Annotated in this window: 18 protein-coding genes; 4 read left to right on the forward strand and 14 right to left on the reverse strand. The window is 42.8% G+C overall.

Annotated elements, in window-relative coordinates; all coding sequences use genetic code 11:
• Positions 1-18: 18 nt before the first annotated feature.
• Genes AC0VX7_RS20265 through AC0VX7_RS20275 form a run of 3 tightly spaced genes read left to right on the forward strand, consistent with a single transcriptional unit; the run spans position 19 to position 1,624 of the window.
• Positions 19-432, forward strand: coding sequence for an OsmC family protein (locus tag AC0VX7_RS20265; protein ID WP_475425633.1), 414 nt, complete (start codon positions 19-21; stop codon positions 430-432).
• Complete coding sequence (locus AC0VX7_RS20270; RefSeq protein WP_475425634.1) at positions 429-1,040, forward strand: hypothetical protein; 612 nt, start codon at positions 429-431, stop codon at positions 1,038-1,040. The genes AC0VX7_RS20265 and AC0VX7_RS20270 overlap by 4 nt, the downstream gene beginning before the upstream one ends.
• On the forward strand, positions 1,037-1,624 hold the full coding sequence (locus AC0VX7_RS20275; RefSeq protein WP_475425635.1) for a redoxin domain-containing protein: 588 nt from the start codon (positions 1,037-1,039) through the stop codon (positions 1,622-1,624). The genes AC0VX7_RS20270 and AC0VX7_RS20275 overlap by 4 nt, the downstream gene beginning before the upstream one ends.
• Positions 1,625-1,984: 360 nt before the next feature.
• Here AC0VX7_RS20275 and AC0VX7_RS20280 read toward each other — a convergent pair whose 3' ends face one another.
• From AC0VX7_RS20280 to AC0VX7_RS20310, 7 genes are all read right to left on the reverse strand, one after another.
• The gene (locus tag AC0VX7_RS20280; protein ID WP_475425636.1) at positions 1,985-3,415 is read right to left on the reverse strand and encodes a bifunctional metallophosphatase/5'-nucleotidase; all 1,431 of its coding nucleotides are present in this window, start codon (positions 3,413-3,415) and stop codon (positions 1,985-1,987) included.
• Between the two features lie 247 nt (positions 3,416-3,662).
• A complete protein-coding gene (locus tag AC0VX7_RS20285) occupies positions 3,663-4,784 on the reverse strand; it encodes an MBL fold metallo-hydrolase (protein WP_475425637.1) in 1,122 nt (373 codons plus the stop codon).
• A gap of 28 nt (positions 4,785-4,812) precedes the next feature.
• Positions 4,813-5,202: a DsrE/DsrF/DrsH-like family protein gene (locus AC0VX7_RS20290; RefSeq protein WP_475425638.1), complete on the reverse strand. Its 390-nt coding sequence runs from the start codon at positions 5,200-5,202 to the stop codon at positions 4,813-4,815.
• Between the two features lie 14 nt (positions 5,203-5,216).
• A complete protein-coding gene (locus AC0VX7_RS20295; protein WP_475425639.1) occupies positions 5,217-5,795 on the reverse strand; it encodes a sulfurtransferase TusA family protein in 579 nt (192 codons plus the stop codon).
• 159 nt (positions 5,796-5,954) lie between these two features.
• Positions 5,955-6,323 (reverse strand): hypothetical protein, encoded by a 369-nt coding sequence (locus AC0VX7_RS20300; protein WP_475425640.1) that lies wholly within the window; start codon positions 6,321-6,323, stop codon positions 5,955-5,957.
• A gap of 123 nt (positions 6,324-6,446) precedes the next feature.
• Positions 6,447-7,451, reverse strand: coding sequence for a F510_1955 family glycosylhydrolase (locus tag AC0VX7_RS20305; RefSeq protein ID WP_475425641.1), 1,005 nt, complete (start codon positions 7,449-7,451; stop codon positions 6,447-6,449).
• Between the two features lie 3 nt (positions 7,452-7,454).
• On the reverse strand, positions 7,455-8,021 hold the full coding sequence (locus AC0VX7_RS20310; RefSeq protein WP_475425642.1) for a TVP38/TMEM64 family protein: 567 nt from the start codon (positions 8,019-8,021) through the stop codon (positions 7,455-7,457).
• A 104-nt stretch (positions 8,022-8,125) separates the two neighbouring features.
• On the opposite strand from AC0VX7_RS20310, the gene AC0VX7_RS20315 reads away from it, so the two are divergent.
• A complete protein-coding gene (locus AC0VX7_RS20315) occupies positions 8,126-8,383 on the forward strand; it encodes a hypothetical protein (protein ID WP_475425643.1) in 258 nt (85 codons plus the stop codon).
• 174 nt (positions 8,384-8,557) lie between these two features.
• Here AC0VX7_RS20315 and AC0VX7_RS20320 read toward each other — a convergent pair whose 3' ends face one another.
• The 7 genes from AC0VX7_RS20320 to uptA form a co-directional block, all read right to left on the reverse strand.
• Entirely contained in the window at positions 8,558-9,016 is a 459-nt protein-coding gene (locus tag AC0VX7_RS20320; protein WP_475425644.1) for a hypothetical protein, read from the reverse strand.
• Positions 9,017-9,058: 42 nt separating this feature from the next.
• Positions 9,059-9,946, reverse strand: coding sequence for a helix-turn-helix domain-containing protein (locus AC0VX7_RS20325; protein WP_475425645.1), 888 nt, complete (start codon positions 9,944-9,946; stop codon positions 9,059-9,061).
• A 114-nt stretch (positions 9,947-10,060) separates the two neighbouring features.
• The gene (locus tag AC0VX7_RS20330) at positions 10,061-10,219 is read right to left on the reverse strand and encodes a hypothetical protein (protein ID WP_475425646.1); all 159 of its coding nucleotides are present in this window, start codon (positions 10,217-10,219) and stop codon (positions 10,061-10,063) included.
• 1 nt (position 10,220) lies between these two features.
• Complete coding sequence (locus AC0VX7_RS20335; protein ID WP_475425647.1) at positions 10,221-11,477, reverse strand: Ger(x)C family spore germination protein; 1,257 nt, start codon at positions 11,475-11,477, stop codon at positions 10,221-10,223.
• On the reverse strand, positions 11,452-12,561 hold the full coding sequence (locus tag AC0VX7_RS20340) for a GerAB/ArcD/ProY family transporter (RefSeq protein WP_475425648.1): 1,110 nt from the start codon (positions 12,559-12,561) through the stop codon (positions 11,452-11,454). Before AC0VX7_RS20340 ends, AC0VX7_RS20335 begins: the two co-directional genes overlap by 26 nt.
• 3 nt (positions 12,562-12,564) lie before the next feature.
• Positions 12,565-14,109: a spore germination protein gene (locus AC0VX7_RS20345; RefSeq protein WP_475425649.1), complete on the reverse strand. Its 1,545-nt coding sequence runs from the start codon at positions 14,107-14,109 to the stop codon at positions 12,565-12,567.
• A gap of 117 nt (positions 14,110-14,226) precedes the next feature.
• Positions 14,227-14,817 (reverse strand): undecaprenyl phosphate transporter UptA, encoded by a 591-nt coding sequence (gene uptA / locus AC0VX7_RS20350; protein WP_475425650.1) that lies wholly within the window; start codon positions 14,815-14,817, stop codon positions 14,227-14,229.
• Between the last annotated feature and the right edge of the window lie 222 nt (positions 14,818-15,039).

A 15,039-nucleotide genomic window follows, 5' to 3' on the forward strand; every position in this document is an offset into this window, starting at 1 on the left:
GCAAAAGGAGCGATTGTGATGGAATTTACGTATTATAATGAAAAACTAATTGGCCAGCTTGAATATGGATTCCTGCCAATATCTCCAAATACGGAGATGGGCTACAGGCCTATGGAGCTGTTCGTATCCTCTTTAACTGGATGCAGCACCTCGGTGCTCGCAAATATTCTCACCAAAAAGAGAATAGACTATAAAAGAATCGACGTACTAGTGTCAGCAAAGCGGAATCCGGAAGAAGGAAACCGAATTGAACAGCTGATTTTCAATGTAAGTGTTCAGACTGATACTAATGATAAGGAAGATCAAGCTGAAAAGCTTGCCGGACTTGTCCTGAAAAATTGCGGCATGATCCAATCTGTAATCGGAAGTATCGACATCGGTTATCAGATTGAGTTCACGCCAGACCAGCCAAAAAAAGGTGATGTTGCTTGAACTATATAACTTTTGGCAGATTCACGCTGCCAGCAGATTTGCTTGCAGCGTTTGCTGCCATTTTTATCGGAGCCCTGATTTACCGGGCCAGAGAGAAAAAGAGTATCGATGATTGGTATTGGAACAGCTTCTTCCTATACATTGCGATTTATAAGCTCAGCTATGTAATTTTCAATTTCAAGCTGTTCATTGATACTCCCTTCTCCCTTGTCTACTTTAATGGCGGTACAGAGGGCCAGATTCTTGCATATATCGGAATCGCAATCTATTTATATTGGCTAACTAGGAAAAAGGGCAGCACCATCAAACCAGAGGATTATCTCCCTCGGTACTTTATATTCTTTTTACTGTATTGGACAGGGTTATTTGCCTTTTCACAGGATCTCCTCGCCGCTGTGATTCAGGCCACCCTTTTAGTGATTTTCATTCTGTCTTATTTTAAAAACATTAAGCTTACTGCTGAGTATGCTATATTGTTCCTGATGCTCGAAGCATTGATACTTAGCCTTTTTTCCGATTTGCTCGCAGTGGAAAATCTATTGATCTTCTCACTCGGAATTTACTTAATCATTTTTCAGCGTTTTAATAAGGAGGAAATTCAGCATTGAATAAAAATCTTTTATCATTCGCGATTTTAGCACTGGCTGTTGTCATTTTGGTAGTGAATATCTGGAAACCGGGATCAACAGAAAGTCAAAAAGATACGACTGCTCCATCAGGCGAATCTGTAGAAACAACTGAAGATATTCCAGGCGCGAAGCTGTCTTCGTTGCGTGAAGGCGCTGAGGCACCTGATTTTGAATTGAACACCCTTGAGGGAGATACAATCAAGCTATCTGATTACCGTGGCAAAAAAGTGATCCTCAATTTCTGGGCTACATGGTGCCCTCCATGTAAGGCCGAAATGCCACATATGCAAAATTTCTACGAAGAATACAATGACCAGGGCGTTGAAATCCTTGCTGTCAACCTGACAAATATGGACAAAGGCGAGGATGAAGTCAAAAAATTCGTTGAAGAATATGGATTGACCTTTACGATTCCTATGGATGAAGAGGGGAACGCCGGAACGACCTACCAGGCGTTTACCATCCCAACCAGCTACATCCTCGATGAAAACGGCGTAATTACCAAGAAAATCGTTGGCCCTATGGATGAGAAAATGATGAAGGACCTAACTGGGGTTAAGTAAACAAGTCGCGGCTTTGGCCGCGACTTGTTTTGTGTCTTAATGGACATTTTGAGGCCGCTCCATCTTTGAAACGTCCATTAACACTTCTTTATTGGACATATTGGGAGCTCGTCCACCTTCGAAATGTCCATTAAAACCCCTTTATTGGACATTTTGGGGCTCGTCCACCTTCGAAATGTCCATTAACACCTCTTTAATGGACATTTTGGGGTTCGTCCACCTTCGAAATGTCTATTAAAACCCCTTTATTGGACATTTTGGCGCTCGTCCACTTTCGAAATGTCCATTAACACCTCTTTTTTGGACATTTTGGGCTCCACCTTCGAAATGTCCATTAAAACATCCGTGAAATAAATATTACTACGTACTCAGGATCCTTGGTTCCCCATCAGCTTTGAATGTTCCTTTTTCCTTCAAAAATTGCTTAATGACATCCACAGCATGGACACCATGATAGGTTTTATCTGCTTCAGCACCTTTAAACAGCTGCTTGCCGGCCCCGGCAACTTTGTATTTCTTCTTCAAATTGATCTCTTGTCCGCCTACGAGCAGCTTCTGGATCCTGTTTCCTTCCGGATTATATGGTTTAAAGGACATGAATAATCCAGAGGATCTTAGAATATATCCGCCTTTTTGCTTGAATGGGTCTCTTGAGAACACCATCTCTAGATTCTTCTCCAGGGCATTCATCAGGCGTTCTCCCGTCATTTCAAGCGTGAACATTTCCGGATTCGTCGGTATGATGGTATGCAGCTCATACTCGGTAATTTTCCCTGCCGGAACCGGAGTACCGTACCTCCACCCATGTGAGAATGCCAGATCACTATCGTAAGCATGAATGTAGGCATCTGTGATTAATTGATCCATCGGTGCTTCATTCAAGGTCATTCTGTGTAAAATCGACTCCGTCTTACCAACGATATTGCCCCGTTCCTTACCGTAGGGCTCTAATATATCAGAAATGATTCCCGCCATTTCCTCATCCTCAGGGAAGCTTTCGTCAATCGCCACTAGTTCGTATCGATAGTCCTCCATCCTTCCGCCTTCAAGGGTAATATCCAGTTTTCCAAGGAATGATGCACTTGAACCAGCCTGAACGACGAGCGTATCATTTACGGTGATCGGCTCTTCTACCCTGTCATGGCTGTGTCCCGACAAGACGATATCAATACCATCTACAAGGGTTGCCAGCTCCACATCAAGAGGGAGTCCCATATGACTTAATAACACAACAAGGTCTACCTGGCCCTTTAACTCTTCCACACAATCACGCGTCTCTTCCACGCCTCTTGAGAACGCAAGGCCTTTTGAGAAGCTTTCAGGCATGGTCTCATCGACATATGGATAGGTCAGTCCAATGACACCCACCTTAACGTCCTCAAGCTCCTTAATGATATAAGGCTCCATGAACGTATCCTTTGTTTCCTGGTCCTTCACGTTGCAAGCGACAGAAGGAAACGGCAATCCCTTTACTAGAGAAGACAATTGCTCTTTTCCGTAGGCGAAATCCCAGTTTCCAGGGACCCAGCCATCCAGACCCATTTTTTCCAATGCTGGTAAAATCGCTTCGCCTTTCGACGCCACTAAAGGGAGTGTCCCATGAAACAGGTCTCCTCCATCTAGGAATAAAACATTTTCTGCTTGTGATTTAAGATCTTTGATATATCTCGCAATCCTTGGAAAGCCTCCTGTATTACGTAGTTCAGGTTTGTTGTCTATCCAAAAAAGTTCAGTATGGAGTTCCAGGCTCCCATGCGTATCGTTTTGCTGTATAATCGTCAACTTTGTCATAGTATCCTCTCCTCCACTTCTTTAAAGCTATTTCCATAAACGTCCTGATTGGCATGAAGCTTATGGAAAAAGCCTTTTACCTTATATTCAAAAGGAGTACCTTCCATAAGGTACTCCTTTATGATTGGCCAGCTCCAGCGCCTAGCCCCTCGATCGTTTCGGTCCGCCCTTTGAAGTCAAAGAACGACTTCACTGGTCGGCCCTCCAACGAGTGTCGGGGCTGACCAAGGCGCTTCCGCTTTTCTTTTTATCTTACTGCACAACGGTTTGGTCCGATTTCCATTTCTCGCTGTTCTTCGATATCCGGGTCGATTTTACCCATATTCATCTGCCTGATTTCCTGGTAGGAATTAGGCTGCGGAGGAAGATTCTCGGTTACTGTCTTCCTGAACGTATCTTCACTGTCGATTTGCAAACCGTGGTTCTCGGCATACAGGACGCCAAGTTTTTCTGAAACGCTGCCGTCATCATTCATTTCATTGATTCCCATATAATGAGCTGGCAGAACAAGCAGTTCATCCGCAAGTTCTTTATATCGTTTGTATAAAGTGTTCCTCAAGTCTCCTACCCAGTCCTGAGCCAAGCCAGCCAGGTCAGGGCGTCCAATTGAGTCGATGAACAGAATGTCACCAGTCAATAAATATTGGTCATCAATGATGAAAGAAGTACTTCCGATTGTATGACCCGGAGAGTACACTGAACGGATTACGGCGTTTCCAACCTTGATTTCATCGCCATCTTGAAGAGGCTCATATTGGAATGTTACTTCATCAGCATCTTTAGGAGGGAGGTAATATTTAGCTCCCTCTTTTTCAGCTAGCTTTCTTCCACCAGAAATATGGTCAGCATGAAGGTGTGTATCGAGCAGGGCAACTAACTTGTAGTCCTTGCCTGACATGAACTCTTCATACTGTTCAATCATCCGGTTTGTATCGATAATTGCAGCCTCGCCATTTGATTCAACGAGGTAGGAAAGGCATCCTTTGCCGATACGGACAAACTGGTAAAGGGAACCGCCTTCTTTTAGGTCACCGATTTTCACAGGCTCTAAATGTTCACTCCAGGCTTTCATGCCACCTTCAATAGAGTAGACATTACTGTAGCCAGCCTCTTCGATTTGCTCAGCAACAAACTCGGACGATCCACCTTTTGCACATACGACATAAATCTCCTGATCTTTAGGCAAAACATCCTTTACTGGATCGACACCTTCAAGCAGGTCGAAATACGGTGTATTATGGACTTTCACATTGCGGCCTTCGATTTTCCAATCATCGAAGTCGTCAGTATTTCTTGTATCAAGGATAAACAGGTCTTCATGGTTGATGACTTTTCGCGCTAATTCTTTTGCTGAGATTGTCTTTACCATTTGACTCCTCCTGTTTTGCTTTGATTTCCTAGAATGTCAAAGTAATGTCAGCATCGCTTGCGAAGTGAAGGAATGAAGCGGCTCCACCTACATCGATTCCTTCAACAAACTGGTCTTTCTGAAGTGACATTACATCCATTGTCATCTGGCAAGCGATCATTTTCACGCCCATTTCAGCTGCCATTTCAACAAGCTGTTCTACAGGAGGAACGTTTTCTCTTGCGAAACCTTCCTGGAAGTGTTCACTTCCTGCAGGCATAGGAAGTTGCTTGTGAGCTTCCTTATGGATCAGGTTCAACCCTTCAAACGTGAAGAAAATTCCTACTTCTGCGTCTGTTGCTGCCGCCGCAGTCGCAATATTGAATACTTTGTATGCATCAAACATTCCGCCGTTAGAGGCGATGATAGCTACTTTCATTTTTTGGTTCCTCCTTATTTTTCAACTGTAGTTTCGGTAGGGCCTGTCCAGTCCTTCATTCCCGAAACGACATTAATTGTTTTTTTGAATCCCTTTTCAGACAGCTTCTTGGCTGCCATGTCACTTCTTGAGCCAGAGCGGCAAATGATATATACATCCTCTTCAGGATCCAGTTCATTGAAACGCTGCTCCAACTCCCCAAGTGGAATGGATTTTGCATTCGGAATGTGTCCAAAAGCGTATTCAGCTGATTCCCTGACATCCAGAATCGTTATTTTTTCATTTCCCTCAAGCTTCGCCACCACGTCTTCAAGTGAAGCTGTGTGTGGATGAGGTGACTCATTGTTTAGTTCTTCTTCACTAGCCTTACGAAGATAGTGTTTAAGCACATCCCCTTCAGTTATTGTACCGAGGTATTGATTGCCTGTACTTTCAGCCCATGCTTTTAGATCTGTCGTAGATCCTTTGTCAGTAGCCTGCACTTCGATGACTTGACCTGGCTCTAACTCATTCATGGTTTTCTTTGTTTTGACAATCGGCATTGGGCACGCAAGTCCTTTTGCGTCCAGTACTTTATCCGCAGAAATTGACATAGTAATCCCCCTTCCTACCATTATTATTTATGAATTCGCGGAATCCATACTGCAAAAATTCTCCCTAGTTTATATACCCTATACGGTAAAAACTATGCGTATATTGTAAAAAAAATAAAAAAAAACAGCAACCATTTTGCCTTGGCTGCTGTTTCCTGCTTATTCCTTGCTAAAATAGGTATTTGGATAAGACAGGTATGGATTGGTATACCCGCTCCTGCTCATCCATGGAATATAGCTCACCGGGTTCACACTGACTGTATACTTGAACATATTGTTCATCATGCTGTCCATCCCCATTAAGCTCATGTCCATCACCATATACATTGCTTTAATCGTATTGAATTGCGAAAGCTCGACTACATATACGATCCTGTCTGCCATAACTCCAATTTGGCCTTCTGTCCATAAAATCCTGTCCGCCATGAATCCGATTTGGTCTTCTGTATACAAAACTCCATTTAAGGCCTGTGTAAACGTCTCTGCACCCATTTGCCCCACATACACAATAGCATTGCTGTAAGCCATTGCGTTCACCTCCCATTAGTCAGGATATGTACCCCCGGGAGGATGGTGTCTGGCTAATTGTAAACGTCATTGCAAGTGCGAAAGAGGCTAAGAACCTCAGGAAACATAATGCTGTGGTAAATCCTATTCTATTCTTCCGTTCACCAGAAGCTGATTCCATGTCTTGCCTCCATCCTCGGATTCGAATAGATCGTTCAGGATGGTGATGAATGCAATCCTGCCTTCCTGCTCTGGGTCAGCGGCTATATAGGTTATCGGATTGTCATAATTAAGAATGGGGATTGGAAGCTCCTCCCCTGCATTTTCCTGCTCTAGTGAAAGTCTGACTAGCTTAATCTTTTCATGGATTACTGGTGTGATATACAAGGATTGCCTGGAATAGGCTGCAGCGGTTACCATTTGATAATCTCCAGCTCTCGTCATCGTTTTCCCAAAATCGCCCGATACAAAAACGCCTTCCCTTGTAGACATCGCCAAGGTTCCGCCGTTTTCAGGATGAACCGCGATCATACCAAAGGAATTTGCATCCAGTCCATTAAGTTCTACAGGCTCCCATGCTCCACCTCTATCTTTGGAGACATATACGCCCCGGTCTAGCTCGGAATTGGACTCTTCGTTAATCAAGTATAAGACGGTATCCCGATAGCTTGCAGAGAGGAAATGAAAATCGCTCTCTCCGTAAAAAGCTATTTTATCAAGTGTTTTTCCCTTGTCTGTACTTTTTACAAGGCCAAGCGGATTTTTCAGGTCTGAGCCCTCTGCTGGATGGCCACTTGCAAAAAAGCCATCTTCAACAGCCTGAAACCCCATGTAGTCATGGTTTTCATCCGTCGTTTCCAGCCATTCACCATTTTTGTATATCTTCAAACCATGGTGGGAAGCCACATATAATCCCTCATCATTTCCCGGGTAACCAATTCCATGTATATGTTCAATTTTTTGTGGCTCTGCCTTAATAATAAAATCAGTATCTGATTCCGCCTGAGGTTCCTTTTGCTCCTCATTTTCTGCTTTATTTCCATCAGAAGCAGAATTACCCTGTTCCTGATCTACTTGACCTGAACATCCGGTAAACACGAACATGACTGCTGTAAGGATAGTGATCAACACTAATCTAAATTTAAACATTTTCTACTTCCTCCGTTTTTTTCTCGTTGTAGTCAAATAATAGTAGCAAATCCCAGCCACCACCGCAAAAATTGCTGCAGCAAGCTGATATTCGGTTTCCCAGCCAAGAACAGTATGAACTGAATATGCCTCGATAAAGAGGGCAGGAATTTTGCCTATTGTACTTGAAATAGCAAAATTCCATGTCCCCATCGTGCTGTATGATGCGGCAAGGGTGACGAGTCCGGATGGGGCGAATGGAAAAAGCCTTAATACAAGGACTAGAAAGAACGCCTCCCTGCCCTCTGTCTCCTTTAGCCTTTCCAGGACTTTAATCGTTCTTGCTGAATCGATCTTGTCACTCAGTTTTTTAAGTCCTTTCCGATACAGAATAAAACTTATAACAGCCCCTAATGCTTCTCCGAGAATGGAGAGAAAGAGTCCCCAGGAAAATCCGAAGTAAACGATGTTAGCAGCTGTCACAAAAGCACTTGGAATAATTCCTGCTACGGCAATCAGTATGCTGACTGCAAGGCTAATGAAAACGGCAAGCCAAACCGGCTGGCTAGATAAAGTTTCTATTAATGACATTTTCAGCCTCCAGTTAAATTTCAAAACTTTGTCACTGCTTCTGCTTAGTTTTTGCAAATTGTCTCGGTAAGATTTATGTATACCTGAAAGGAGCTGACCAAGACATGAAAAAACTAACGTTAAGTTTTTTAGGCGCAGCATTGATATTTGGAGCAAGCACTGCTGCCTTTGCAGAAGAAGGGACAGAAGGTAAAGGTACTTTTAATTTTGGCCAGATGAAGCCGTTAATCGAAAAGATGCACCCAGGCTTGTCCGATGAAGAAGTCAAGCAAATGTACAATGACTGCCACGGTACAAACGGTGCCATGCCGAGCAAGAACTTTAATATGATGGATGGCAGCCATATGGATATCATCGACTGAAACCGGATATTCTCTATCACTAAATAAGGTTCTGGAAAAAGTCCAGAGCCTTTTTCCTATTTTAGCTTAAGATTTTGCAGAAAACATGAAAGAAAGAGAAATTGACATAAACTTTTTCCCATTAAAAAACAACCCGACAAAAACTGTCAAGGCTGCTTCAAGGAGTTCCTTAAACTATACTTCATTATAATCATGCTGGGACGGCAGGTCGGCTATAGTTGTGCCGCTTTGTGAGTGCTGGGACGGAAGATCGGCAATGATTGTACCGCTTTGCGAGTGCTGTGATGGCAAGTCAGCTATAGTTGTGCCGCTTTGTTGTGAGTGCTGTGACGGCAGATCGGCAATGATTGTACCGCTTTGCGAGTGCTGTGATGGCAAGTCAGCTATGGTTGTACCGCTTTGCGAGTGCTGTGATGGCAAGTCAGCTATGGTTGTACCGCTTTGCGAGTGCTGTGATGGCAGGTCAGCTATGGTTGTACCGCTTTGCGAGTGCTGTGATGGCAGGTCAGCTATGATTGTACCGCTTTGCGAGTGTTGTGATGGCAGGTCGGCCAGGTTCCTATCCGCAGAATTCAAACCGAAAACACCAGCAACAACAGCCGCAAATAGGGTTAACATCAATGTTCTCTTCATTTTAAACCTCCTCTGCCTAGATCGATCGTTCATAAAAACAAATCAGCAATATTTCAGTAATTTTTCCATTTCATTCGTTACTAAGCTGGCAAACTTCTCGTTTTTCTGAAGCTTGAAAATCATGATTGCTTTTTCCAGATATTCTTTGCCTTTGTTTTCTTTACCCAATTTAATATAATTCATGCCTGTTTGGTAATAAAGTTCTCCAAATAAGTACATATTTTCTTCATATATACAATTGTCGATTCCTTTGCTGCAATAGATAAGTGATTCTTCATATCTCTCCAGCTTCGACAAAGCTTGGGCAAGTCCATACAGAATCCTGAGCCAGCTGCTGGAATCTTGTACTTGTGGAAGCTCTGAAAGCTGGTTCAAGGCTTTCAGAAAAAGTTCAACTGCCTTATCCAGGTTTCCGCTATCCTTTTCAATTATTGCCATGCTGGTCAAAATCTCAATTTCCCGTTCAGTCATTTTTGCAGGTTCCTGATGGGTCATAGACAATGCCTCATTTAGCAGACCAACAGATTTCCCTCTATCTTCTTCAAGGTAATAGGTGCAAATCCCCTGGTGCCATACCAAGAATTGATTGAAGGATGTATGTTTGAAAAGAGGATTATCTTGCTCCTTTTGAACTATTTCATTAATAGCGGCATAATCCCGCTCTCTTTTATACTTTTTAATTAATTCCGTTACAGCGATTGCGTAATTATATGTATCTGTGGAAGCAATATCGAAAAAATGATTAAGCTCTACGTCGAGCTTTGAGGCCATTTTATATAATTGATCGATCGTTGGATATTTCTCTTCTTTTTCAAACTGAATGATATCCTCTTCCGAACAGATTCCTTCAGCCATTTGTGCCTCAGTTAATCCTTTAAAAGCTCGTGATGACTTAAGAATTTCTCCGAAGTTATATCCAACCAGGCTCATTCCTACACCCCATTTAATATGAATTAATTTTATATTATCACAATGTTATAAACTTTTAAAAATCCGAATAAAAAACCAGGCTCAAAAAATTGAATTTCCCAATCCTGGTGATGTTTATTTGAAATAAGTAAAGTAAGGAAGGATGAGAATGGAGATTGAGAGCAAACTGATCACCATTGCCCCTACCTTGTTCTTTTCCTTCCAGATTTTCACTGCGAAGGCGAAGGAATATACAGATACCAGTAACACGGCTCCCCAAATCAAAAAGATCATCTCAGTCCCTCACTTCTTGAAGGCTTGGCAGTTTTGTCTGCCGACCAAACTCACCGAACCGGATATCGACACTGACATTTATTTCTGCGTTAGGATAGGATTTCATCCAGTCGAAGTCCCGGAACTCCTTAAGGGTGGCAAAGTTCTTTCTTATCGGGATAGATAGATGAAACGTGTCCCCTTTAAACTCCTCCTGTGTATATCTGATATATTGGGTTAAATGCTCTTCCATCGATTTCGTCAGCGATTCCTTGAGTTCAGCGACTTTTTCTTCATTTTTAGAGAAATTAACCAATCCTGGGTCACTAAGGATTTCAATATACACGGGAACTCTAATATCGATAACCGGCCGACCTGATTGCTGCTTAAATTGGTAGGTGTTCTTTCTTATTTTGGTCAACCTTGCAGATATTCGATATCGTCCATCAAAAGGATCTTTGAATGTTGTCTTAAAGTCTTGCAACTCCCATGTATTGTCCAGCAAGCTTGATATCCTTGTCTCTTCCCCGGTAATTTTCCCGATCATCATTCCTTCTTTAAAAACAGCTGACCCAATGAACTGGGCATCATTCTCTTTTCCGCCAAAGTGATATTCACCGGCAATGAAATCATCATCTGATGTTACTTCGTAATCACTCTCTTCATTTTCAGTTGTTGCATAGATTCCCAGGAATAAATCCGAATCACTTTCCGTCACCTGAAAAAAATCATTCAAGTCAGTGTCTGGAATCATTCCGGTTTCCTTGCCCCGGTCAATCTTGACCTCAAAAAACTTATGAGGCCTTGTCTCAAGTGTAGGATTGTTGTTCGTAATAAACTTTTCTGCTGATTCTTTCGTTATGACCAGCTCTGTACTCCTCTTAATTTCTCTGTCTTTCGCGGCTGAGTACATCACCCTTATAAAATCAGGCTTTCTCGCGAGCTCCTCGGATACGATGATGACACTAAGCAGGTCATAGGAAATTTCTTTGGAAATGACGGTGTTCGCGGTATTTCGGGAGCTAATAAAATCATCTGCAACGAATGTAATGACTTCCTGCGGGGGCTCATTCGTGCCACCGCCCGATTGCTGGGAGCCTGCCTCTGGATTGGCGATTAAATAGGTCACCTTAATTTTCCCTTCCTTTTTATGCGTGTCCAGCCCCATGCCAATGACATAAGCCTTCTGGTCGAGCTCTGTCTTATCCCAGCAGCCGGCCATGAAGAGGACAATGCAAATCAATATCAAGACTTTAACTAGATTCCTGTACTGTCTCATTTTTAAAATCTCCCCGAATCCTGGCAATCAGCCACATAAGCGGCGGCAGGCATAAAAACGCCGGGCTAAGCAGCATCAACAGTTTTTGCCTCATGATATAAAGAAAAATCGATGGACTGTCAGGTGCCAAACCGACCAGTAAAATAATCATCGTTACTAACGGAATCAAATACTCAAATTCTCCAATTTTGAGGATTCCACCTAGAAGCACCGCACTCAAATACAAGTAAAATGAAAATCTTATAAAGGTAGCCACAAGCCAAAACGGGAAGAATAAAGTTTCCACGTTTGTCAGGAAGCCAATCTCGATATACCGGATTGTTTCATGGAATGGGTAATTGAGCATTTCTGCGGTTGTATAATCAAAAAGCATTACAAAGGAGATCATCGCCAGGCTTATTTCTAATATCACCATGAAAAGGCCTAAAATGGTCCCTTTTTTAAAATCCTTGTAGGACACTACCAGCGGAGCGATTAAGCCTATGAAAAGAAAGTCTGAAAAAATTGATACATGCTGGGCAGAGGATTTTAAGATTTCCATTTTCCCTTCACCCCAAATTGGAAAAATGAAACCAAAATGTCCTGAGTTAAAGCTGACAACTAATGCAATAAACAGAGTAATTTTTAAATATGGAATCAATATCCAGGCCACAGAGCCGATCTGCTCAATCCCTCTTTTCGCCCCATAAGCACAGACGAGCAATAGAACCATATAAATGACACTTGGCGGCGTTTTGGTGAAATACATCGTACCGATAATATCAACATAAGTTCCAGAGTCTACGGTCACAGAAGCTACGCCAGCCACCAGAAGTGCGATGGATAGGATATTGCCGAAAAACCGACCAAATAAGTGGATAATTACTTCATGTAAATTTTTATCAGGATGGGCTGAAAATACTTTGATCAGCAAGATGACCGGTATGAAGGCCATTGCACCCATAAGCAATACCGCAATCCATCCAGCATTCCTAGCATCCTCAAAAATGATCGAAGGTGTATCGTCACTAAGCTTGGTGCCAACTGTCAAGGCAATGATGGCAACATATTCTTTAATCCCGATTTTCCCCTTGTTTTGTTTCATCGCCTATGCCCCACCGTTCTTTTTTTGTGAATCGGCAGTTTTCAAAAAACCTGGCCGCAGTTTTTCATTTTTCACCAGTCTACGAAAAATAGTGTCCTTCGAAGATTTATAACTTGGAGACAGAGGTGCTAAATATGGTACACCAAATGACTTTAGTGACACCAAGTAAAAAATTCCGGCAGCAAAAAAGGCTGTCATCCCGTAAATGCCAACCATTGCTGCACAAAAAATAAAAGCAAAACGGATGAGCCGGACAGCAAAGTTCAGACTTAAATCACTTACGGCAAAGGAGCTTAGTCCGCCAAGGGCAACCACAATGATCACAATCGGACTGATGATATTCGCCTCAACAGCAGCCTGTCCAAGTATCAGTGCCCCTACGATTCCTATCGTAGGCCCGATTGGACTGGGCACACGAAGTCCTGCTTCGCGTATCAGCTCGAAAGCTGTCTCCATAATCAAAATTTCAATCACCGCCGGGAATGGAACTCTTTCCCGTGAAGAAGCAATCGCCAGCAACAAATCGGGCGGAATCATTTCAGCATGGAAGGTTGTAATCGCAATATAGATGGCCGAAGTAAAAATGGTAATGAATAAGGCGACCATCCTTAATGCTCTCGTGAAATTCCCATAATGGATTTTCAGATAATGATCTTCCGGACTGTGAAAAAAAGCCCAAAAGGTCGCTGGCAAAATAAGACTGTCAGGCGAATTATCCATTAATAGAGCAATATAGCCATCTTCAAGAAAAGAGGCCGCTCTGTCAGGCCGCTCCGTGGTCAATACGCTAGGGAAAAGAGAATAGTTTCGTTCCTCAATATATTCTTCAAGCAAAGATAAGTTTTGAATAGCATTGACTTCAAGACTCCCCAGTCGTTCCTTGATGTTATCCACCAGCTTTTCATTAGCAAGTCCACGTATATAAACGATAAACACATCATTATGTGATCGTTGTGAAACTTCGATTGCTTCAACAATTAAGTTCTCATTCTTGATTTTCTTCCTGAGCAGCGAGATGTTCGCTACCACTTTTTCATTGAATGCCTCTTTCGGTCCCTTGATTAAAACTTCAGTTTCCGGCTTCTCAATCGCTCTGCTTTGGAAATCCGGACAATCCAGGATATATGCTTTTGCATCTCCATCCAGCAGCAGCAGGGCATTTCCTTTATTTATATCCTTGACGGCATCCTTAAATATACCGACCTCATGGACCATCTGAATGGAAACAACATCTTTTACCTTTTTATTGGCTGATGTATTTTCTACCAACGGCTTAAGGATGTTTTCTTCTATACTCTTAACATCTGTAATGGTGCTGATGAATACAAGGGCAGCATTTTTATTGAAGCCTTCAAGATACATCTCCCGCAATTTTACATCCTTATTGTCGGGAATGCTGTACAGCGTCCTGATCGCCGACAGATTATCCTGAAGATTGCTGCTAAACTGCTGTTCCTTAAGGTCCGCCCGTTCGCCCAACACCTTTTCTCTCGTGGGAGGCCCCTCGTTTTGCTGTTTCTTGAACAGCCTGAGCATTTCCTTTAACATATTGAATCTTCTCCCTGCCAGAACCGGGTTTTATTTCCTTTTCTTAACCTTTACTAACCTGCTGTGTTTTATGAGTTTTTTTGCCATATAAAAAACTCAGGAAAATTCCTGAGTTCGTTAAATGTTCTTTTGTTTTCGTGCTGCCAGTATGTATACTGCACCTCCCCCTAACGCAAGGATGCTTATAGGAATGATGACTGGCTTGGCAATATCCTTAATGCCTGACCAATTCTCACCGAGGACGATACCGAGATAGAGGAAAAAAATCGTCCACGGAATCATTGCGGCGATGGTATAAAGGGTAAACTTGATGGCAGACATACCAGCAATCCCTGCAGGTATCGAAATCGCGTGCCTTACAACCGGAATGAACCTTGCAGAGAAAATGACACCAGACCCATATTGGTTGAACCATTTTTCGGATATTTCCAGATGGTGCTGGTTGATCAGCAGGTACTTCCCGTATTTCTCCAGCATCGGGCGGCCGCCAAAATAACCAAGCCAGTACAGGAACAGCTGCGCAATAGTCCCGCCGATGGTTCCGGCAACCACTGCCCCCGCAAAACCGATGCTCCCTTCAGAAATCATATATCCCCCATACCCAAGGACAACTTCACTCGGTATGACCTCCAGCATCAATCCAAGAGCAATCCCAAGATAGCCTAGGCTCGACAGCCAGTCCAGAGCATTCATCATGACATCATGCATTTTCTCCAACTCCCATTGAATTCCTTCCCCTCTTTATAAAATATATTGAACGATGTACAAGTTTATCTCTACTTTCTTTTAACAAGGCTCTTTTTGTAAACTTAACCGACATCTGGGTGTTTACAGATCGTGTCGCCTATCCGATCCGGCTACATCTTCGAGAGGAACCCCGGACCAAATCAGAATGGGGTCAGTGTATGTGTAGGAAATTTAACCATTAAT

The organism is Mesobacillus sp. QJM3NY_10 (genome assembly GCF_056173465.1).

What these genes read in the sequence shown, in the direction of transcription:
- AC0VX7_RS20265 (WP_475425633.1), top strand. Translation starts at nt 19, where the DNA reads ATGGAATTTACGTATTATAATGAAAAACTAATTGGCCAGCTTGAATAT.
- AC0VX7_RS20280 (WP_475425636.1), bottom strand. Translation starts at nt 3,415, where the DNA reads ATGACAAAGTTGACGATTATACAGCAAAACGATACGCATGGGAGCCTG.
- AC0VX7_RS20335 (WP_475425647.1), bottom strand. Translation starts at nt 11,477, where the DNA reads ATGAGACAGTACAGGAATCTAGTTAAAGTCTTGATATTGATTTGCATT.
- AC0VX7_RS20345 (WP_475425649.1), bottom strand. Translation starts at nt 14,109, where the DNA reads ATGTTAAAGGAAATGCTCAGGCTGTTCAAGAAACAGCAAAACGAGGGG.
- uptA (WP_475425650.1), bottom strand. Translation starts at nt 14,817, where the DNA reads ATGCATGATGTCATGATGAATGCTCTGGACTGGCTGTCGAGCCTAGGC.
- AC0VX7_RS20305 (WP_475425641.1), bottom strand. Translation starts at nt 7,451, where the DNA reads ATGTTTAAATTTAGATTAGTGTTGATCACTATCCTTACAGCAGTCATG.
- AC0VX7_RS20300 (WP_475425640.1), bottom strand. Translation starts at nt 6,323, where the DNA reads ATGGCTTACAGCAATGCTATTGTGTATGTGGGGCAAATGGGTGCAGAG.
- AC0VX7_RS20295 (WP_475425639.1), bottom strand. Translation starts at nt 5,795, where the DNA reads ATGTCAATTTCTGCGGATAAAGTACTGGACGCAAAAGGACTTGCGTGC.
- AC0VX7_RS20320 (WP_475425644.1), bottom strand. Translation starts at nt 9,016, where the DNA reads ATGAAGAGAACATTGATGTTAACCCTATTTGCGGCTGTTGTTGCTGGT.
- AC0VX7_RS20290 (WP_475425638.1), bottom strand. Translation starts at nt 5,202, where the DNA reads ATGAAAGTAGCTATCATCGCCTCTAACGGCGGAATGTTTGATGCATAC.
- AC0VX7_RS20285 (WP_475425637.1), bottom strand. Translation starts at nt 4,784, where the DNA reads ATGGTAAAGACAATCTCAGCAAAAGAATTAGCGCGAAAAGTCATCAAC.
- AC0VX7_RS20330 (WP_475425646.1), bottom strand. Translation starts at nt 10,219, where the DNA reads ATGATCTTTTTGATTTGGGGAGCCGTGTTACTGGTATCTGTATATTCC.
- AC0VX7_RS20325 (WP_475425645.1), bottom strand. Translation starts at nt 9,946, where the DNA reads ATGAGCCTGGTTGGATATAACTTCGGAGAAATTCTTAAGTCATCACGA.
- AC0VX7_RS20340 (WP_475425648.1), bottom strand. Translation starts at nt 12,561, where the DNA reads ATGAAACAAAACAAGGGGAAAATCGGGATTAAAGAATATGTTGCCATC.
- AC0VX7_RS20315 (WP_475425643.1), top strand. Translation starts at nt 8,126, where the DNA reads ATGAAAAAACTAACGTTAAGTTTTTTAGGCGCAGCATTGATATTTGGA.
- AC0VX7_RS20310 (WP_475425642.1), bottom strand. Translation starts at nt 8,021, where the DNA reads ATGTCATTAATAGAAACTTTATCTAGCCAGCCGGTTTGGCTTGCCGTT.